The following is a 19,207-nucleotide window of genomic DNA, read 5'->3' on the forward strand; positions in this document are numbered from 1 at the left end:
GTTGAAATCGGTATTTAATCAAATCTTATATGGTATGAATGTACCATCACCGACCTCAACTACTTTACTTGGTTCGGCTATCCGTTATAATTACCGCGTGCCAACATTCCTTGACAAAATGATACCCGCTGCACAAAGTTCAAACCAGCAACAAGCAAACACCACGCAACAGTTTGAATCGATAACAGGTGTAATAGAACGCCTGACTTTTTATAGCCAAGAGTCGGGTTATACTGTAGCGCGATTACAAGTCCCAAGAATGAGGGATTTAACTACGATTGTCGGTAGTCCGCTTAACGCAAGTATTCCGTCAAGCTGCAAGTAGTAAAATTATTACCAGCGCCCATCAAATTAACCGGGGATACTACCCTGACATCGAACCAATTTCTGAAACTCCCCAAACCGATTGTTTGTGGCATGGTGGCGGACATCAACCAGAACATGGCGTACAAGCAATTAGCGAAATGGTTAGCGATTTTATTCCCAAACTTGGTTTTAATCCCGCCTCCGACGTACAGGTATTATCGCCAATGAGTCGGGGACTTGTAGGTACTCGCAACCTTAATAAAGTGCTGCAACAATTAATCAATCCCCCCAGCCCCGATAAATTAGAAATCAAACGGGGAGAAATAGTTTTTCGGGTAGGCGATCGCATTATTCAACTTACCAACGATTACCAGCGGGAAGTTTTTAACGGCGACATGGGATTTATTACTGACATTGACACTGAAGAGCAAGAAGTAATCGTGCAGTATACCGGACGCGATGTTAAATATGATTATGCCGACCTCAATGAAATTGCCCTGGCGTGGAGCGTTACTATCCATAAATCCCAAGGGTCAGAATACCCGGTAGTAATTATGCCATTATATACACAACACTACATGATGCTTTCACGTAACTTAGTATACACGGGTTTGACGCGGGCTAAGAAGTTGGCGATTATTGTAGGGTCGAAGAAAGCGATCGGTATGGCAGTGCGGTCTGTTAACCAGAAACCGCGCTATACCCAATTACAGCAGAGGTTGGGTCAAGCAACTTCACTAACATAAGCGATTAATTTCATTGACTCTACAAAGTATAGTTTCTGCTGATTGCGATCGTTATGCTACCTTATCGAACTCAATATAGAGGTGTTTCAATCCCCGTATAAGTACATTCGGTATATACTCGTAATCTTCAGGTGCCAAGCGGACATTCTTAAGCCTTAACAGCAAACGCTTATAAGCAATCTGCATTTCCTTACGAGCCAGCATAGCGCCCACACAAAAATGAATGCCATGACCAAAAGATAGGTGGTTGCTAACATTATGGCGGCACACATCCAAACGTTCACCATCTGCAAATTTCATGGGGTCGCGGTTAGCAGCATCGAAGCGGATCATGACCAAAGACCCAGCTTTGAGTTCAATATCTTCTAATTTTGTATCTTGTGTCACAACTCGCCACATTCCTGCTGTTGGAGTTTCCATCCGCAGAACTTCTTCAACAAAGTTATCTATCTGGGTATCTGTTTGTAACAACTCGATTTGCTGGGGATTCTTTGCTAGCAACAACATCCCCGACGCAAGCGCACTGGTAACAGTCTCATTCCCTGCCACTAGGATTTGCTGAATTATACTTAGGAGTTCAGCAGTGTCGAGCGATTGCGCTTCAGCCACGTTTGCCTGTACTAAATCACTAATTAAATCATCCTGGGGCTGTTTTCGGCGTGACTCCATAACATCATGAAAATAATGCTGAAAAGCAACGACATTTTTAGCACATTCAATCTCCTCCTCTCTAGAAAGCATATGACCTAAGCGTGCAATAAAAGCATCAGACCATTGCTTTAACTTCGGCAAATCTGCTTGCGGTACACCTAACTGTTGAGCAATAACTTTGATTGGTAAGGGTACAGCAAACTCACTGACGAATTCACACTTGTTTCTATCGATGAAACACTCAACAAGTTCATCAACAATCTGCTCAATCAAGTCATTCATTTTGTTAACACGGGAAGAGGTGAATGCCTTATTCACCAGCGAGCGGAATCGCTCGTGTTCTGGCGGATCTGCTGTGAGCAGAGTGTTCATCTGAGGCCAGCCTTGAGCAGAAATTTGCTGCAACTCATCATCAATTTCATATGAGCCAGCTAGTAAAGTAGAGAAATTGCTAGAGAATATTTTTGTATTCTTAAGAATTTCTATCACCAAGTCATAGCGGGTAACGAGAAAGAGCTTGGCGTTATTTCTGGGACTAGGTAGCTCCATAATTGGTGCTTCCTCCTGTGCCAGTTTATAGAATTCATAAGGGTTAACAAGTACTTCAGGGTCAAAAAAGTTGTAGTCTGAATGCTTCATAGAAATACCTGGTATACGAGAAACTCAGTCACTTTAGGATTATATAAGGTAAAGTTTGTTTACTTATATAGGATCGCCTTGCTTGTCTGAACGGTTAATGCAGTAGAAAGGTCATTCATTAATCAAATAATTCAATCAGTTGCTATTTTGCCCCACTCGGATCATAGTAAAGATGTTGTTGCTAGTTCATTTAACACCATGTCAGATTCAAAGTCTTTTGATGAAGCTCTAGACGCACTATATCAAGCTGCAAAGGCATCTGCCAATTTTATCGAAGTAGCATTAAATTCAAAAGATATCGATTTTAACCCAGCTTATAAAGAGCGTTTAAAAGTGGCGCTTTCGGTATTGAAAATTACATGGTTGAATGAAGACGACGACTCGGAAGAATACGAAGACGATGAAGATGACGACGAATTAGCCTACACAACAAGTAACAATTAGAAAAAAAGTATTGAATTTTAAGCGATCGCTTAATGAAAAACAACGCTACACCCAATTGCTTTTCTCGATTAATACAAGTTACTGCTTGATTTTAATTTTCCGAATCGTCTGTATCAATTAAAGAAGAAACAATATTCCAATCTTGTATAAAATAGTTGGAATTATTTCATGCTAACGGGTGCTAACACAATTAGTATTATCGCTTAAATCTACCAAAATCGATGTATTTGAAATTAAATGATGTTAGCTTATCTCCGCAATAATACTATTAGATAAGTTTTTTAAGACATATGATTACTGATGAATTCTCAATTTAATGTTAGAAATTTTAGTAATAGTAATCAAATTAAATATCTATATACCTGTATAAATGAAACATTATTACTATAATTGATATATATTGACGACTTCATACTCGCACTGTCAATACTGACAGGCTGCTATGGCATCGCATTTACCTAGAACTCCAGCTTGGTTCAACATCGTTATAAAAAGAAAAAGTTTTTTAGCTACTCTACTATTTTTTGCTTTTGAAGGAATCGTAGCCAATCGAGCCGATGACTTTTTTGTGAAGTTGATACCTTTGTTTAATAGACCTATTCCAATTCCTCTATGGTTAGCAGTGATTTTGCTATTAGCGATTATCTTGCCTTGCACGGTTATCATCCAGCATTATCGCACGGCACATGAAATATCTGCAAAGTTAAACTCGCTTGATGAAACCCTACTGTTACTACTTCCCAAGTTATATACTGCGTCTGATGCCGACCAAGCACTCAGGCGTTTTTTTGATGAATTTCTATACCAAACGCTCGAATTTCTACAACCACTCGATGGTTGTGGTATTTCGATTTACAGTTTAGACCCAAACGACCCCGATTACCTAATTGCATACTGTCAGTGTGAATCACCTAACGAAAAACCTAGCAAAGCCCGCTTTTATGTTGGTCAAGGTGTAAATACAAAACGTGGCGTTGCCGGATTTACCTTCTTAGACCAAAAAAGCCAAATTGTACATATATCAAGGAAGAACGGCAAATTTTACGCCGATCACCCCGAATATATATTTCTAGAAAAAAACGACCGCCGCCGATACACATATATGTCGCTAATTACCGTACCCATAATTGGCGATCGCAACGATAGCTTAGGCGTTCTGTGCCTCTATAGCAGTTCTGTAACAGCTTTCGACTCTATGTCAGTCCGAGAAATTTTGATTGCGATCGCACATCGCCTTTCAGCAGCAATGTTGATTGCCCATAAAAATCACATACCACCTTAGTATAGAACGGCGGAATTTCAAACTTCATACGCATTTCGTGTCGAAGATTAAATTTAATTTGACTGTTTACTCTTGAGTGAAATCAACTCCCAAATCTTATTTAACCGCACCAACAATCCTTGCTTTCTCGCCAATCCTAGCGTTACCGAACTATAATCTGTACCATATTGGCGCTCGGCTTTTTGAAACTCAAAGCGTGTTATTTTACCGTGCATATATTCTCTTGAAGCTTTCTTCAAACGCACCTGACGTTCCTCTGCTGTTAAATCGTAGGTATTGCTACCGTAATTTAAAGACCACATTTTTTTACCACTCTAATAATCACAATAATTGATATTTATTTTTCTATTAAACGGATACTTTATATCATAAACAACACAAAATATTTGCTTGCACTACGAGTTAAATACTGTAAGCAAATTACAATTTTGTCACTATATCATTTTATAAAGTAACACAGCAATATAGGAAGGAAAATAAAGTCTAAAACTTTAATACTTACATTGCATCCCAAATATTTATTTAATAACTTTGATTAAGTTTTCTCTTCATAATTTATTTATTCAACTAGAATTTTTGCACTATTGTATCTCCAATTTTTTAAGAGTAATTTTCGGAATTTTAGTATTAATAAAATTTTATTAAACAAACTTAAAAATGCTATTAATTAGCAAGCAGTATAATTGTACTATAGAAGAACGTTGCTTTTACTTTCCAATGTAATGATTTTAACGTCTCAAAATCCTAAATATTAAAGTTATTGTCGATTCGACATTTTGTTCACATAAATTTTTACTACTGTCGCACCCCTCATCTCTCCCGAAACTAGGTTAACGAGCGTTAAATCAAAGCTCGAAGAATTATCCAATAAACTTACACAGTTTGAAGAGGCATTGAATGCAGTAGCCGCAAGCATTAACGCCTCAAAGTCCCGTCGGGGTGGGTTACTCAACTTATAGCAGGACTTACGCTGCTTGCCGCAAATATTTTTGCTTAAAGAAAAATCACGTTCCTTGTTCTTCGCGTCATCTAAAAACTGTATTCTATTTACAGAATCGTATATATCCGGGTGTAGAAATGACGCGAGTTGAACGGGAATCAATTAACTTCAAACTCCCCAAATCCCTAGCTGATGCACTTCGAGATGCTGCAAAGCAACGCAACACCACCGCAACCGATTTAGTAATTCAAGGACTGCACCAAATTTTAGGTAGCGTGCCGGGTGTAGAAGTGAGTACAGAAATTCGCTTCCAGAAAATCGAAGAAGATTTACATCACTTAGCTCGCAGCGTCAACGGCAGAGGTAGCGCAACCCAAACGGAAAACCCCGCTGCCGATTCTCGAACAGAAGAAAGAATAACCAAAGTTGAAGAAAAATTAGAAACACTCAGTCACGCGATCGCAAAATTAGAAGGAGCATTAACCGCTATTTCTCGTAACGGAAGCGCATCAAATAATCAGCGACGGTACAAAAATTCGGGTAATCCCTACAATCAAAGCGGACGACCACCTCAAATAGAAGCGCTGGACGAGCAGAAGTTGGCGCTGCGACTTAACGTCAATATTCCCACGCTGCAAGAAAAACATCAAACCCTTGATAAGAAAGAGTTTGAAGAATGGAGTAAAGAACGGGATAGAAGCAAATATATATGGCGATTCAGCGAAAAAGATAAACTTTACCACCCAGTAAAATAACTGACGCGCAATTGTTAATAATCAGCTCGCATTGTATGGGTAAAATAGATAGTGCAGAAAGCGCCATTATCAAACTATTCTCCATAACCCAGAACCGCCCCCTCTAGAAGACTTAATATGAGTACACACCCATCGAGTAATATAAATATCTTAGAAACCGCGTATACTTTAACGATTGGGGATGATTTTTGTATTGACCAAGACCCCCAAGTTATCGAACAGTTGCTCGCCGATACGCGCAGTCCTAATACCAAGCGGGCTTATGAAAAAGATTTAAAAGATTTTTTCTTATTTATATCGGGACGATTACCCGACCAAGAATTAGTATTAGAATTTTTGCACTTAGAGCAGCGACACGCGGTGGCGGTGGTATTAAAATATAAATCGTATTTGGTTAACTATAAAAGACTTGCTGAAGCAACGGTAAATCGGCGGTTGAGTGCAATCAAGTCACTGACTGCTATGGGGCGGAAGTTGGGAGCTTGTAACTATACTTTAGAAGATGTTAAAGGCGAGCATATTGAATCTTACCGCGATACTACAGGTATACCACCTGCTGATTTTAGTAAAGTGTTGGCGTTGGTGGATAGAACTACAATCAAAGGTAAACGCGACTACGCTATTTTACGGCTGCTGTGGGATAATGCCTTGCGGCGTAGTGAAATCTGTAATTTGGACGTGCGGGATTTTAACGCCCAAGCAAGTACCTTATCTATATTAGGCAAAGGGAAGGGGACGCAAAAAACAGTAATTGATTTGAGTCGGAAAACTGTGGAAGCGATCGCAGACTGGGTAATTGCTAGTAAAAAATCGAATAAATTAAAGCAGCCGCTGTTTACGGTGATTGCATATAACGGTAACGGTCAGCGTTTGAGCGGGGAAGCAATTCGTAGGTTAGTTTCTGGGTTATGCAAGCAAGCTGGGATTACCAAACAAATGTCACCGCACCGGATTCGGCACAGTTCTATTACTACGGTGTTGGATAAGAATAATGGGAATTACCGCGCCACGCAACGATTTAGCCGTCATGCCAAACCAGATACGGTGATGAAATATGATGATAACCGGCAAAAGTTGCAGAAAGCGATGACCGATATATTGGCAGATTTGGTGTAATTAGAAAACTTGAGATTTGCGATGTCAAGGCGAACTGCTATCAGCCACTAGTGCCTGGTATCAGATGAGTGGAATGCTGATTCTATCGTGGAAAGGAGTGCTGTAATAAATCTTTATAAAATTCGGAAACGCTTTAGATGTTACAGTTTACAAGTCAATGGTGGAAAAGAATTTGCCCAATTGATAGGATTTAAACCCGTCTTTTAGCCAATCCCACACGTCTACATTATAGCAAACCCTAAACATAAAATTAGAAAACCACAACGCAAATACGACAGAAAAAACTATAGATGCTAGTATCCAGAACAAACTGGCTAGTATTATAACTGACAAACTAGTACCAATCGCAATAACAAATATCAGAAATAATCTCGTTGCCAAAACCAAAGTCTTCCCTTCGGAAGACTTATAAAGTTGAGGTCCCTTCTTCCCCAAGTTGATAAAATAAACCTTCGCTGGGAAGTGCCCTTTACAAGTAGCTGCATTATGATTAGGTTCGATAGTCCACTTTCCTTTTACTTTTCTCCACCCTACGCTATTAGCAAAATTTTTGTAAGGATTTAAATACCACCCTACGCTATTAGCAAAGTTTTTCCAGGGCTTTGAATCTTTTTTACTTTGGTTTTTTCTTTGGTAAATTTCCTTCTGAATGCTGAAGCCATAGCGTTGCTCACTAAATAAGATCCACAAACGGTTTAGTAGCTTTAAATCTTCTGAGGGAAAATGCAAGAGTCCATGTTTTTTGTTAATTAGGTTATAGGTTTCTTTGTCGGCTGCTGTCCAATTTTCTGCAGCTAGGAAGTTGACTAAATCAGTGAATTCTTCTCTTTCACCAATAATAGTTTTTCGGATAATTTTTTTTACTTGATCAAGGATATAATCATTGCCATGATCACTAGAGATAATTACACGTATCTCTCCAATTACTGGATGTATATGAGGATACTCCCTTTCAATATCGTTTATTGTTATATTATGTAAAATAAGAAATATTCTACCTTTGTTATTTTCTATTATGTGATTAAACTCTAAGGCAGTCCATCTGCTAAATTTTAAGTACTTATGAGTAAGTACAACAATTGCATATTGTGATTGCTTAAGACCTTCTCTGATTTTTTCTTCTAATTTATCCCCCCAATTAATTTGAGTTTGGTCATACCACACTTTATATTTTTGACGTTGTAGTTTTTCATGTAGTATATCAACGTAGTTTTTACTATCTTGAGATGCGTAACTAAGAAAGATATCGTGTTTCATAAAAATCTCTCCATACGTGTGCAAAACCATTAATTTTGGGCATGGATACTGACAAATACCACCTATTTATTATTTTCTGAACTTACACCAACAATTACAGCCAATGCATTCGCGTACTGTTCCAAATCAGATCGCAGGGCTTCTAACTCACTTCGTAACTTCGGCTCTTCAGACCAATTGCGCTCATGCTCTTTTGGACTCATGTGAGGTGGACGCTGGGCTTCCCAAGTTTGTAACAGTGGATGCCATTTAGCAAGGAAGGGACGCAAACCATTATTTAGAACTGCGATCGCAATTCCCCCAACTGACTCACGAGATGCACCCACATCTGGTCCTGCTTCTTTTAAAACTTGTCGCGTGATCCCAAATAAATTGTATAAAGATGTTAAAGCCTCTCGTAAAAGTCCAGTATCAATTTCCAATGGCTGAACAGCAATACGGGTAACAAGTTCAACATACAACGACCAAGCAGCTCTGCGCTCCGTTGGATCTGCCTCCCATTCAACAGAACCGATACTAAAGGGCAAGCTAAAAGACACTTTCTTAAATTTTACTGGATCTATGTTAGGCATAAATTTATCCTAAGTTATAGTATTTACTTCAAACGTAGCTAACAAACTTTAATTCTTGACAGTTTCTTACCCTTTCGACTCACTAACAAAGGGAGCTTCGTTAACTTTCAACCACTGCTCAATCAGCTCTGTTACCACCTAACTCATCTTTATCCCACGAATAGCACAGACTGCGTGAAATCTCTTTTTGTGTCGTCTACGATACTAGTGTGCATGATTTTTAAAGATATAGGCTGCTTTGAAACAGTATCCAAGCAATTCTACAAATGTACAAGATACGATTCCAGATAAATATTATCAAAAATATGCGTGATCAAACTTGACAATTGCCACGCTGCATTGCACAACTTAGGCAGAGCGAGTGTTTAAGGGGCAAGGGGAGACACAATCGTGTGCGGGGTGTACCTTTGGCTGGTGTGCTTACCTGTAGTTTTGTAGGAGACTGTTATCGCTCCACGGTTAATGGGACTTAGACAAAAAATATCGATGAAATAGTCTCAAACCTATATCCCAGGAGATTTTGACATAGTTTTGCTTACTTTATTGATATATCTGGGTTTCAGAGTTTCTTGGGCATTCAATGTATTTTCCTTGCTCTGTATGGACGGTTGTAGTCATAACGAACTGCACAAAGGTAAAATATATTACGCAGAAATTATACAACTACTTTTATATGCCAAAAGCCCGATCGCAACTGACCGGGCTTTAAAGTTGGGGTAAGTCCCCCGTGGCTAATTATAGAAGTTATATATAATCGGTTTTTCTAATGATAACTACCACGCCTAGCTGAGTGATTCCGGAAAGCTAGCAGCAACTTTCTAGTAATATTTTTAAGAATTATCACTCCATATATAGCGATCGCCTTCCTCTAAAAACTAACCTTCATCCCCCGGTTTATACTCTAACCCTTCACCTTCACCTGGAATGATTTTTTGAGCAGTACCATTAATAATTTGCTCCCACATTTCATCAAAGGTAATACCCCGCTTCTTAGCCAAATATTCCACCCGCTCTTTGATCAACTTGTCCCGCTCCTGGAGCTTGGCACATAGCAGGGATTGTGCCTGAACTACCTTGGTACGACCATTTACCCAAGCGTCCACGGTCAAAATATCGTTGTAATATTCGCCAAGCGCTGGAATGGCTAATCTTTCATCCTTTCTGGGCATTTCATCCTTTCTGGGGTTTGAATCTACTGTATTCATATTGCTCCTAAACGCTTCTATTGTTCCAGATTTGCCCCGGAATTGGCACAAAAAAGGATTACAAAAATAGTTTATCCCAATTATGACCCAAATATGGTACAAATACGCCCGCAGTTGGTAGAATGCAAAAGTACTGCTCGGCGATCGCCTTTTTTATTTGGCGACGTAGGGCGATCTGCTTGCAGCAGCGCTTCGCTATCACACCTTACCCAAATCCATGACAAGAACCAAAAAGCCAGATATTCATACCGAAATAAACGAGCGTGCATCGCTACCTTCTGTGGCAGTAAATCAATCCAGGCTTACGTATAAAAGGTTTGCACGGTTGTTGTTACTGCAACCAGCTTTTTATACCTTGATTTGGGCTGTTGTTACTGTCACTTCTATGCACCGTTGCAGAGTTGGCAAAATTCTCTCAAAACCAGAAATATTGGTGCTGCGTTGGTTGCGTTGCAGTGCAGGGGTAGAGCGTGCGTAGTAACGGCAGTGCAGTTGGTTGTCAGTAATTACTAATAAATATGAACAACACAAGCGCAAAAGTTTACTTTGAAATCCACTACGAAAGTACGGTTAGTGACAGAACTTGGTATCGCATCAAGCGCGTGATTCGCGAAAGCGGACTAGAAATAAATCGTGAGAATTTGCAATTGATAGCTGACTTAAAAAGGAGGAATGAATATACAAAACTTTCTTTGAGGCAAGTTATTTACTGTTACCAGCAGGCTCAAGAGTTAAGTAAAAAACGAGTAACCATCAAAGGAGATTTAGTTTATCGGGAACTGCAAAAACTTTCCAATTACAAAGCGCATCGCACCACTATTACCAGATGGTTTCAAACGGTACCGCGCTCGGAGGGGAAATACTTCGATCGCAATAGAAGCTATAGGGCAGAAGAATTGGTGCAAGTATTTGCTGCTGCTTGTATATATGCCCAAAAGCAATTAACTCAGAAGTTACATACATCAAGGAGTAATTAATCATGAAACGCAGTCATATCGAAAATATCCGCAAAGCTGTCAAGCAAGCTGGGTACAAACCAACAGCAGAACAAATCAGAGCGGCGATTTTAACAGTATGCCCCGATGGGGAGGTTAATCAAAATAAGCAATCAATTGTGGAAGAAGTTATTAGTTTAATTGAATTATCTAACACCAGCGAAGTCGTACATGATGCATCTAGAAACTTGGCGGTAGAAGATGAAGCACAATCATCCGATAGCGAGCATGGCGAAGCCATACCAGAAGAAACAACGCTTACAGTAGCAGGGCAGCGCGAATTAGTAGCTTCAGTTGCATCTCAGCTTGAGGTGACGCTAACCGAATCAGAAATTGTAGAAGTATCTCAAACCTTAAACAATCAAATAGAAACCCGTAGCGATTTTATTGCAGAAATTAAAAGTGCAATTCGCAGCTTTATCGATACTAAAACTAATTCCCAAAAGCAGGAGATTAATGATTTTGTCTCAGAAACCATTGATTATGCTGCAACCAAATTTAACGATAACGACCAACGATTAAAAGAAGGATTGCAAGAAATTAATAACTTTTTTCGTTCCGACTCAGCAAGATTCAAAGAACTATCAAAATCAATTGCGATCGCATTCAAATAAAGTTATATCTGGTTTATACCTGCTAGTAACTGGATTGTTTTTGCTACCTCTGATAATGCAATTACTAACTAGTTTTAAGCCATTAACACCCCGTCAACAAAGACAGCGATTAATTGAATCAGGAAACATTTGTTACTTGAAGTGTAAAGATTGAAAAAAAACATCTCTATGTACAAATCAATAGAAACGCATTGGACTATGGTGGGTAATATACCCATTCCTAAACCATACCGCCAACATATGTTTATGCGGGAATGGTTTGATGCAGAACCTATAGGAATTGACCCTTTAACGCTAGGAAAAATTTATTTTGGTTATGGATGTGAATTAACTTGTGCTTTAGAAGACAAGCCAGAGCCAGAGTTTGATATTCCTTTTTAAAACCTCAGTCTTCACCCATCTGATAATTAAAAGTTTGACATTTTTGAGTAACACTTACTCTCTTAAAGGATCTAAAAAGATGAAAAAAGCTAAGTATGTACGCGACCACGTTTCAACTTACGGTAAATCAATCAAAAAAGTTACAGATAAAAAGTTTGGTATCAGCAACCGCTTAATTCTCCGTGCCGTAAACGGAGATGAAAAAGCCCTCAAAGAGATTGGCGATAAGGGAAAACTCGGCGAACGTTTAGCTTTATCAATGCCTTTGATTCGGGAAAACCTCAAAGCTTATATCGAAGGCACTACCGAGTACAACACAACACTTGCTGACATTTATAAGTCCGGTGCCAAGGGTGCGATCGCAATTGATAAAGCCGGAAGCGATGTCACCTTAGAAAATACTCGTTACAGCAATTTGATGGAGGAATATAATACTAAGTTATTTGCTCAATTAGAATCCGAGTATCAGCGTCATGACGATGCGATGGATGTTATTGAATTACAGGCTTGGGTAGATACTCAAATGGCTACAGTTAACGCTAAAGCCAATTTAGAATCAATTTCTAATAAGCCGTTTTTAGCGCAGATGAAAGCCGATGATGATTATGAAAATAAAAAGATAAAGCATTTGCTAGAAAATGGTTCGGACAGCGATTTGAGCTTAATTCCAAGAAAACAATTTTCTACCAATCCAGTAGTGCGTTTTTGGAACGAAATTAGAAGAATTTTTAGTTAATTAAATGCCTCCAGATAATCACTGGAGGCTTCTGTTACCATTTCGGGAAAACGCTGCTATGTTACAAGAATTTTTAGAAGTAGAAGACACTGAAACAACATCTAATTATCCAACGGTTGAAGACACCAAATTTACTCCTGACGAACAAGAAGCGATTCACAACTATAAGGACAATCTAAATAAGAAATTAAACAAAAATCGAAGCGTCCTCAAAGGTTTAGAAACTGCTCTGTGGGGTATAACTTCATATTCGCTATCAAGATGGCTAATTTTAACTAGCGGTACTCAAGGAATTAGTCTTGCGATCGCAGCTAGTTTTTTAATCAACAATATTGTCAATCGCGATTGTTTGGATAGTTTTAGATTCGATAGGAAAGAAGGTCAAAACGAGATTGAGGGTATGGGTAAACTAGTTAAATTTGGATTTTCCACACTGGTAACGGCTTTTGTGATTTGGTCGGCTGTGGGTGACTTTCTCCACGTTGTCAACAATTCAGAAGATACCTACGACCGACTGAGTAAAACTGTAGAAGACTTTAACAGACTACCCTCCGATCAGCAAAACAAGATTGCGATGGCATCTGGTTTAATTGCGATCGCTGGACTGTACGTTGTGATTGATTCGCGTAGGAGATGAAAATTAATAATACTGGGTTAACGGGAATATGCGCGTTTGTTGCTTTATGCAGTGCTTTTTATTTACCGCAAACTAAAAGACCTTTTGATTTGATAGGCGTTAAATTTTGTCCCCAAACTGCGAATATGAATCGAACTAATGCGACTTTAGCTCAACGAGAATTAGATAAAAAATATTGTGCCTACGAACATAAATTATTAAAAGAAGTATGGGATAGCAAGCAGTTTGAAGCGTCGCAACCCCTCCCAGAATCAAGCTTTGTGATTAGAAATATACCGAGCGTCAAATCAGATCGTATCTGGTACTTGGTAAGTCCTATAGCTATGGGAATTGCTTATTTGAGCTATGCCAAAAAGTGTGAGGATAACGAAAACAACGCTCATCTAGAATTAGAAGGATTTAAAAGTACTATCAAACTTTATGGTGTTAACTGTAGAGAAGAACGTGATTTTAAAACTCAAGCAGTCAAAACCGGGTGGGATAAACAGCGAGTTAAATCTGGATTTATCTCCGTTGAAGCAATTCAAGATAAGTTACGCCGTCAAACAGAAATCCAAGATAAAACCCATGAATTAGCTTTAAAACAATTTGCTACCGCTCAATCAACCGAAGATAAACTGACCTCTGAAAACCAAAGAGATAAACACAAAGCAGACAAGGAATCTCACGAAATACGCAACAAGATGGATCAAGCCCAAGGCTCGATCGCACAGGATACCGAAAAAAAAGCCGAATTATTACAAACGCTCAAAGAATATGAGGGCGGCTGGCTGCACGATATGGTCATCGGTCGAATGCCGATTGTAATTTATGGTAAACAAGGAGCGTATAAATCATATACTGCGGCTTGCTTGGCTTTACTGAAGGCTTATTTCCAAGATGCTCAGATTGTCAGCATTTGTGACCCCCACGCCCATCAAAACCAGGATGAATCTTGGCGTTACTTGATACCAATGGAACCGGAAGTATACGGCGCTCATGAAAATTGGGATGAGTATGCCCAGGGGATAACGGATGCTTTTGAACGGTGGAGCGATCGCACTCTTAAAGATAGTCCAATAATTTCCATCTGGGACGAGTTGACAACGATGGGGGTAAAGCTACCCGACCTTGCACCGGAACTGATGCCTAAGATTATCTCAGCTCCGAGGAAAGCTAATGACAATACTATCTGTATTACTCACAGTCTCACCAATGCGGGATTGGGGGGAGTTGCGGGGATGTCGGAAGCCATCAAGGAAGGTACGCTGCGACTCAAACTCAAAGCAAATGCGTTGCAGCAGCCGTTGTTTAAAGGCGTGTTGAGTGGGTGGGTGGATGGGGAAGGAAATGAAATTGACGAACTGCCCGTGACGTTACCGGAGTGGTTCAGGGATGCGGAAATTTATCAACTAATTAAGGATTGAATCTATGAAAATAACAAAGTTAGATATCGTTGAAATTTTTACTATGTCCTGCGGCTTTAGTGGGACAATTGCAGTTATCGTTGGTGCTAGTGCATATGTATCTGGGCTTTTAGGAGTGGGTACGATTCATTTGGGTAAAGTCCTTGATGATCAACGTTCTACTTTACGGCATATGATGCTATACGGCGGTATTTCAACAGGTGCGGGGTTGTTTGCGACAGGGTTGGCGGTGGGCGTTGCTAGAACTGTTGGTGAAAGGTTGGCAGACGAACCAGTATTTACCGACGATGAAATTGCATATTTTAAGAAAATCAAACCTTGTAAAGAGTGCAAATATTTCCACGGAGTTAACTATAACAGCGTTGATTTAATTTGTGCAATTCATCCGCATGGAGTTGACACAGATACTTGCCCCGATTGGGAATCAAGATAAAAGATGCGAGCATCAAGTACAACTTTCCAAAATCCACCTTTTTTATGCAGTAGTAATAAAGCTTGGCTAAAAATGAAGGGGTAAACCTTTATCAAATAAAACTATGGACACACCATCCGATTTCAATTTTCTAAATCAATCTGTAGCCGAAAAACATAACCCCTATCAAGAAGGAGAATACTTAGTAATTAAAACTTATCCCAGAGAAAAATATTTACGTTGCGTGCATAGGAGTTTTGATTATCATACAGCACGTAACAAAAGAGACTTAGAAAATTTAGCTCACGATTACTCTTCATTTGGGTTAAGAATATTTCATCAAGGGAAGCTTTATCAAGTAATAGATAACGGAAAGCCTGGAAAGATTTCTAAACAGCAAGATTGGAAAATTCATCCTGATTATAGAGACGCGCATTATGACCAAAATGCTGAAGGTGAAATCATTGTCTGTGACTGTAGCTATCCTTATTTCTCAGCTTTGGTATCGTATTCGAGTTTACGCGATGACCCGATTGTAGAATCTCAACCCGTAACCTGTTTGGTTGATGACAACGGAAGAGAAACCGACAATTGTCCAAACTGCGGTAGTCAATTAGTTGATGATGATGTAGAGGAAGATTACGAAGATGAAGATTGCGTACCAGTAGCTTGTGAAGGTTGTTCCAATTACCACGGTCAAGTTTATAACGGTAGCTTACTTGTTTGCGCTATCCATCCACATGGTTCTGATAGTGAATCTTGTCCGGATTTTACAAAGTAAATTAAACGCGATCGCTTTTTGGGTTTTATTTATTCTTTCTATAGCGATCGCAAAAAAACCATGCACTATTAATTACGAATATGTATAACAGTTCTTCTACCAAACTAATTTCCTAACGGTGGCGACTTAAACGCATTATTAAAAATCAAGCAAAAACTATCTTGTAATCGGAATTTTCATTATCTTGTGAATTGACAAATTCTTTTGCTTCACTTTCTGACTTAAATTTTGGAACCTTGCTATCTTCATTATTTAAGTTTATTGCATACCAGTTTTCCCGTGCAATTATCCTACCAATTCGTAAATCCGGATTATGTGAAACTACAACTAAGTAAGCTTCTAGTTCTGGATCGTACACGGCTAAAGTGATGAATAGAGGAAGTACGCAGTTAGCGATCGCAAATGCTATAGAAGAACTAAAATTGCCATAGATTTTCAAAGTATGACCTTTCCCGAAGGGCATACAGTCAATGTTATACGTGACTTTCTCTACAATCTCAGTACTGCTTTCAATAGGCTTAATGTTGATAAAAAACAAATCTTTCTCAATAAATTTCAAGTAACAGCTATTCATGCTCTACTACCATTATTTCTAAATATTCATAATCTTAATTTACCAGCGATGAGCGTCTGCATCAGCGCAGGTGCGCGTAGCGACCCCTACGGAGTTAGCCTGCTCGTAGGCATCGCACTTGTAATTAAGCCAAAAAACCGCACCAGACGGTAAACAAGAAGTGCGGCTTAATAACATATTGCTAATTCTTTAACTGATGTACCCTTTCAAACCATACTGGGGCTTTCTTACCGTTTACGGGTTTAAGGTTATTAAATTCGATTAACAGTTGGTCTTCAGTTAAATGGGGAAGCTGTAATTTAGCCCAGGCGATCGCATCTGTTGGGTTCTTCCAAGTTCTCCAAACATAGTTATTGTCTGGAGTTAATTGCGGTTGTCGTACAAGAACATCTTGCGGCGGGTCGTGAAACTCGGCTTTCAAGACCTTACCCGATTCCTCATCATCCCAGCCAAAACCGCATATAGAAAGCGTTGCGCGTCGTTTAGCCTGAGTTTCTGCTTTTTTGAGTGCGTTAGTTTTTTGGTCTGGGGAAGTCTTGCCATACTTATCTAAAATACTCGCCGCACCCGTTGCTTCCTCCGTTCTTTCCCCGCGTTGAGCTTCCACCGTTACCACCCACATATCTTCTAAGAGTTCGCGGGACTTGATACGGGTTGATATACCAAAGCGATCGCGCAACTGTGCAGCACCGATTGAATTTAGATAAATTTTTAACTTACCTTTGTTTTCGATATAATCTAACGGAAACGATAACGGATCTAAACCATAAGCTCGACACATTTCTAAATAAACAATCTTTCTTTCAACTGCTGTAAGCTTACTCACATCGCCGTTACTTTCTCGTACTTTCTCAATTGCGGCGGGTTGATGGGGAACTAAATTACTCATGATGGTATTTACAATTATTTGATAAGATTGTTAAGCCCTGCGGGGTGAGGGGGTCGTGTTCTTGGTCGGATGCTACCCCCTCAAATTATTTAATTGAAATCGCCTTTTTTAAGGTTGCGGTAAGTCTGGAAGAATTGATTGATAATTCCGAACTTAATCGCTAAAAGACATACACGATTGCGTAGCAGTGCTTGAAGCGGTACTTCGTCTGGCTTCCCCGCCCGGTCAAGTAAGCGATCGCAAATGTTACGTAACTCAAGTATTTCTTGGTAATCAAAGTTGTTCATGGTCGGATGCTTTAAGTGAAAAGGTGAACGGGGCTTTTAATGTCATCCCCAGGACACGAAACTTTAGTACTTGGGAAAAAGATTTATATCCCAACTACGAAGTTTTTCCTCTAAGAATTTGTCGCGACGTGCAATAAACCGATCTTCATACTGACGCTGGTTTTCTGCTCCTAAATACTTCCAAACACCAAAGCAGTGTTTATCTGGTATCTGTCCCCTGCACTTTTCATGATTAATAAGACAAGTTGCCGCGATCGCATCCTGTTTAAATGCCTTAACCAGTCCGCTGAATGCATGGCAGGTACAGGTTACGCTAATAGAAGTAAGGTTCAATTCATAAAAGTCCCCGGTGTTGCCCTGCGCTATCAATTCGCTCCAGTCGTCGCCCGGTTCAAGCTTGTAAGGGTCGGCTTTACTCCATGCACGGTTTATCAAAGTTTCTACAAAATCAGCTTTCTTGACGTATCTGCTTATTCCCCGAATTTTTACGGATTTGTTTCTCTTAATAATCGTGTTGGGAATGTGCAGGTAAACCGTTTTTTCCCGCACGTCAATGGTTATATGGTTTGTTCCTATCTTGATATCCGAGGCATTCCATCCCCAATTACTCAGGAGATGTCTGCAATTTTCTACAGAATAGATATGCTTGAGTGCATAATTTTCTGCTGGGTTTTCGTGTAATAAACTTTGGTGGAAATCGGAGTATTGATAATTCTCTCTTGTATGCGCGAAGCCAGCAAAAGATTTAGTTAAAGACATTGGTCGGATGCTTTATAATCGTGTTATTTGTATAATAGCCTATTTGGGTAACATGGTCAATGTCTTTACAGGAGAGAATTAAAGAAACTTTAGAGATTAAATTTGATACCAGCAATTGTAAAGGAACTGGCAGAACTGAGGTATATAATCCGTTTGGCAGAACCGAGCCATTAACCGAATTTCTCAAGATTAAAGTGTCGGCTGAGTTTCGCGAAAAACTGCGATCGCTCCCCAATTACGCCGAAATAGTCAGATTAATTCTTGAGGATGATATTGAAACGGGGAAGTTTAATCTAAGAAAACCCACACCTAAAAAACGCGGTCCTAGTGGAGATTTAAACAAGTCTGGTGCGTCCGCGCAGATAGCGGTGCGGGTGAGCAAAAATTTCTTAGAGGAAATTAAGCAGCATAAAGGATGGTCGGCGAAAGCACGGGAGGCAATGTATGAAGCGATTAATAATCTTGCCTAAATAAGATAATCCTTATACAATATATACCACATATATAAGGATAATAATTATGAGTAAAGCTGAGTATAAAAAGAGGGGAGCGCCCAAGGGAACCGTTACCAATCCAGAAGGCAATAATCAGTATGAGGATATTTATGCTAGAAAGCCAGTGCAAGCAAACTTATTAAGAGAAGACGATGAAAAAATTCGAGAAATTGCCGCAGATAAGCCTAGAGGTTGGATTTCTGTTTTTGTTCGAGAAGCGGTTTCAAAAGCACTAAAAGAATATTTAGAAGAACATTCTACCGATCAATAATACCCCAACCCACCAGTCATTCCAGCGCCAACGTTACGTCCAACTTGACCTAAGACTA

The 19,207-nt window shown here is 39.5% G+C and carries 26 protein-coding genes and 1 pseudogene; 17 read left to right on the plus strand and 10 right to left on the minus strand.

What is annotated here, in order from left to right; all coding sequences use genetic code 11:
* The first annotated feature begins 34 nt into the window (after positions 1-34).
* Both ACM03V_RS26815 and ACM03V_RS26820 read left to right on the plus strand, forming a co-directional pair.
* The gene (locus tag ACM03V_RS26815; protein ID WP_414623856.1) at positions 35-325 is read left to right on the plus strand and encodes a hypothetical protein; all 291 of its coding nucleotides are present in this window, start codon (positions 35-37) and stop codon (positions 323-325) included.
* Positions 276-1,052 (plus strand): annotated as a pseudogene (locus ACM03V_RS26820) (ATP-binding domain-containing protein); the annotation flags it as partial. The gene ACM03V_RS26815 and the pseudogene ACM03V_RS26820, both read left to right, overlap by 50 nt.
* A 51-nt stretch (positions 1,053-1,103) precedes the next feature.
* Here the strand turns inward: ACM03V_RS26820 and ACM03V_RS26825 are convergent.
* Positions 1,104-2,342, minus strand: a complete 1,239-nt coding sequence (locus ACM03V_RS26825) for a cytochrome P450 (protein WP_414623857.1) — start codon at positions 2,340-2,342, stop codon at positions 1,104-1,106.
* A gap of 198 nt (positions 2,343-2,540) precedes the next feature.
* Here ACM03V_RS26825 and ACM03V_RS26830 point away from each other — a divergent pair, with 198 nt between their 5' ends.
* Together ACM03V_RS26830 and ACM03V_RS26835 are read left to right on the plus strand one after the other, a co-directional pair.
* Positions 2,541-2,786: a hypothetical protein gene (locus ACM03V_RS26830; protein ID WP_414623858.1), complete on the plus strand. Its 246-nt coding sequence runs from the start codon at positions 2,541-2,543 to the stop codon at positions 2,784-2,786.
* Between the two features lie 442 nt (positions 2,787-3,228).
* On the plus strand, positions 3,229-4,068 hold the full coding sequence (locus tag ACM03V_RS26835; protein WP_414623859.1) for a GAF domain-containing protein: 840 nt from the start codon (positions 3,229-3,231) through the stop codon (positions 4,066-4,068).
* Between the two features lie 53 nt (positions 4,069-4,121).
* Here the strand turns inward: ACM03V_RS26835 and ACM03V_RS26840 are convergent, their stop codons facing one another.
* Positions 4,122-4,370 (minus strand): hypothetical protein, encoded by a 249-nt coding sequence (locus ACM03V_RS26840; protein WP_414623860.1) that lies wholly within the window; start codon positions 4,368-4,370, stop codon positions 4,122-4,124.
* Between the two features lie 775 nt (positions 4,371-5,145).
* Between ACM03V_RS26840 and ACM03V_RS26845 the strand changes: the two genes are divergently transcribed.
* Both ACM03V_RS26845 and ACM03V_RS26850 read left to right on the plus strand, forming a co-directional pair.
* The gene (locus tag ACM03V_RS26845) at positions 5,146-5,763 is read left to right on the plus strand and encodes a hypothetical protein (protein ID WP_414623861.1); all 618 of its coding nucleotides are present in this window, start codon (positions 5,146-5,148) and stop codon (positions 5,761-5,763) included.
* A gap of 117 nt (positions 5,764-5,880) precedes the next feature.
* A complete protein-coding gene (locus ACM03V_RS26850) occupies positions 5,881-6,879 on the plus strand; it encodes a tyrosine-type recombinase/integrase (protein WP_414623862.1) in 999 nt (332 codons plus the stop codon).
* A 147-nt stretch (positions 6,880-7,026) separates the two neighbouring features.
* On the opposite strand, the gene ACM03V_RS26855 is transcribed toward ACM03V_RS26850, so the two are convergent.
* The 3 genes from ACM03V_RS26855 to ACM03V_RS26865 all read right to left on the minus strand — a co-directional run bounded on the left by ACM03V_RS26855 (position 7,027) and on the right by ACM03V_RS26865 (position 9,913).
* Positions 7,027-8,136, minus strand: coding sequence for a TIR domain-containing protein (locus ACM03V_RS26855; RefSeq protein ID WP_414623863.1), 1,110 nt, complete (start codon positions 8,134-8,136; stop codon positions 7,027-7,029).
* A gap of 62 nt (positions 8,137-8,198) precedes the next feature.
* Positions 8,199-8,708, minus strand: coding sequence for a hypothetical protein (locus ACM03V_RS26860; protein WP_414623864.1), 510 nt, complete (start codon positions 8,706-8,708; stop codon positions 8,199-8,201).
* Positions 8,709-9,583: 875 nt separating this feature from the next.
* Positions 9,584-9,913, minus strand: a complete 330-nt coding sequence (locus tag ACM03V_RS26865) for a hypothetical protein (RefSeq protein WP_414623865.1) — start codon at positions 9,911-9,913, stop codon at positions 9,584-9,586.
* A 217-nt stretch (positions 9,914-10,130) separates the two neighbouring features.
* Between ACM03V_RS26865 and ACM03V_RS26870 the strand changes: the two genes are divergently transcribed.
* The 9 genes from ACM03V_RS26870 to ACM03V_RS26910 all read left to right on the plus strand — a co-directional run bounded on the left by ACM03V_RS26870 (position 10,131) and on the right by ACM03V_RS26910 (position 15,875).
* The gene (locus ACM03V_RS26870; RefSeq protein ID WP_414623866.1) at positions 10,131-10,391 is read left to right on the plus strand and encodes a hypothetical protein; all 261 of its coding nucleotides are present in this window, start codon (positions 10,131-10,133) and stop codon (positions 10,389-10,391) included.
* Between the two features lie 40 nt (positions 10,392-10,431).
* Complete coding sequence (locus ACM03V_RS26875; RefSeq protein ID WP_414623867.1) at positions 10,432-10,890, plus strand: hypothetical protein; 459 nt, start codon at positions 10,432-10,434, stop codon at positions 10,888-10,890.
* 2 nt (positions 10,891-10,892) lie between these two features.
* The gene (locus ACM03V_RS26880) at positions 10,893-11,522 is read left to right on the plus strand and encodes a hypothetical protein (RefSeq protein WP_414623868.1); all 630 of its coding nucleotides are present in this window, start codon (positions 10,893-10,895) and stop codon (positions 11,520-11,522) included.
* 168 nt (positions 11,523-11,690) lie between these two features.
* A complete protein-coding gene (locus ACM03V_RS26885; protein ID WP_414623869.1) occupies positions 11,691-11,903 on the plus strand; it encodes a hypothetical protein in 213 nt (70 codons plus the stop codon).
* A gap of 79 nt (positions 11,904-11,982) precedes the next feature.
* Positions 11,983-12,639 carry a hypothetical protein gene (locus ACM03V_RS26890; RefSeq protein WP_414623870.1) on the plus strand — a complete coding sequence of 219 codons (657 nt, stop codon included), beginning with the start codon at positions 11,983-11,985 and terminating at the stop codon, positions 12,637-12,639.
* Between the two features lie 58 nt (positions 12,640-12,697).
* Complete coding sequence (locus ACM03V_RS26895) at positions 12,698-13,276, plus strand: hypothetical protein (RefSeq protein WP_414623871.1); 579 nt, start codon at positions 12,698-12,700, stop codon at positions 13,274-13,276.
* Positions 13,273-14,682, plus strand: coding sequence for a hypothetical protein (locus tag ACM03V_RS26900; protein WP_414623872.1), 1,410 nt, complete (start codon positions 13,273-13,275; stop codon positions 14,680-14,682). Before ACM03V_RS26895 ends, ACM03V_RS26900 begins: the two co-directional genes overlap by 4 nt.
* A 4-nt stretch (positions 14,683-14,686) precedes the next feature.
* The gene (locus ACM03V_RS26905) at positions 14,687-15,115 is read left to right on the plus strand and encodes a hypothetical protein (RefSeq protein WP_414623873.1); all 429 of its coding nucleotides are present in this window, start codon (positions 14,687-14,689) and stop codon (positions 15,113-15,115) included.
* A gap of 103 nt (positions 15,116-15,218) precedes the next feature.
* Positions 15,219-15,875 carry a hypothetical protein gene (locus tag ACM03V_RS26910; protein ID WP_414623882.1) on the plus strand — a complete coding sequence of 219 codons (657 nt, stop codon included), beginning with the start codon at positions 15,219-15,221 and terminating at the stop codon, positions 15,873-15,875.
* A 145-nt stretch (positions 15,876-16,020) separates the two neighbouring features.
* Here ACM03V_RS26910 and ACM03V_RS26915 read toward each other — a convergent pair whose 3' ends face one another.
* The 5 genes from ACM03V_RS26915 to ACM03V_RS26935 form a co-directional block, all read right to left on the minus strand.
* Entirely contained in the window at positions 16,021-16,449 is a 429-nt protein-coding gene (locus ACM03V_RS26915; RefSeq protein ID WP_414623874.1) for a hypothetical protein, read from the minus strand.
* A gap of 39 nt (positions 16,450-16,488) precedes the next feature.
* On the minus strand, positions 16,489-16,626 hold the full coding sequence (locus tag ACM03V_RS26920; RefSeq protein ID WP_414623875.1) for a hypothetical protein: 138 nt from the start codon (positions 16,624-16,626) through the stop codon (positions 16,489-16,491).
* 4 nt (positions 16,627-16,630) lie between these two features.
* Positions 16,631-17,338, minus strand: a complete 708-nt coding sequence (locus tag ACM03V_RS26925; RefSeq protein WP_414623876.1) for a hypothetical protein — start codon at positions 17,336-17,338, stop codon at positions 16,631-16,633.
* An 89-nt stretch (positions 17,339-17,427) separates the two neighbouring features.
* The gene (locus ACM03V_RS26930; protein WP_414623877.1) at positions 17,428-17,625 is read right to left on the minus strand and encodes a hypothetical protein; all 198 of its coding nucleotides are present in this window, start codon (positions 17,623-17,625) and stop codon (positions 17,428-17,430) included.
* 63 nt (positions 17,626-17,688) lie between these two features.
* On the minus strand, positions 17,689-18,384 hold the full coding sequence (locus tag ACM03V_RS26935; protein WP_414623878.1) for a hypothetical protein: 696 nt from the start codon (positions 18,382-18,384) through the stop codon (positions 17,689-17,691).
* A gap of 59 nt (positions 18,385-18,443) precedes the next feature.
* Between ACM03V_RS26935 and ACM03V_RS26940 the strand changes: the two genes are divergently transcribed.
* Positions 18,444-18,854 carry a hypothetical protein gene (locus ACM03V_RS26940; RefSeq protein WP_414623879.1) on the plus strand — a complete coding sequence of 137 codons (411 nt, stop codon included), beginning with the start codon at positions 18,444-18,446 and terminating at the stop codon, positions 18,852-18,854.
* 49 nt (positions 18,855-18,903) lie between these two features.
* Positions 18,904-19,149, plus strand: coding sequence for a hypothetical protein (locus tag ACM03V_RS26945; RefSeq protein ID WP_414623880.1), 246 nt, complete (start codon positions 18,904-18,906; stop codon positions 19,147-19,149).
* Positions 19,150-19,207 lie beyond the last annotated feature (58 nt).

Source organism: Calothrix sp. CCY 0018, assembly GCF_963920925.1.
Lineage (GTDB): Bacteria > Cyanobacteriota > Cyanobacteriia > Cyanobacteriales > Nostocaceae > Rivularia.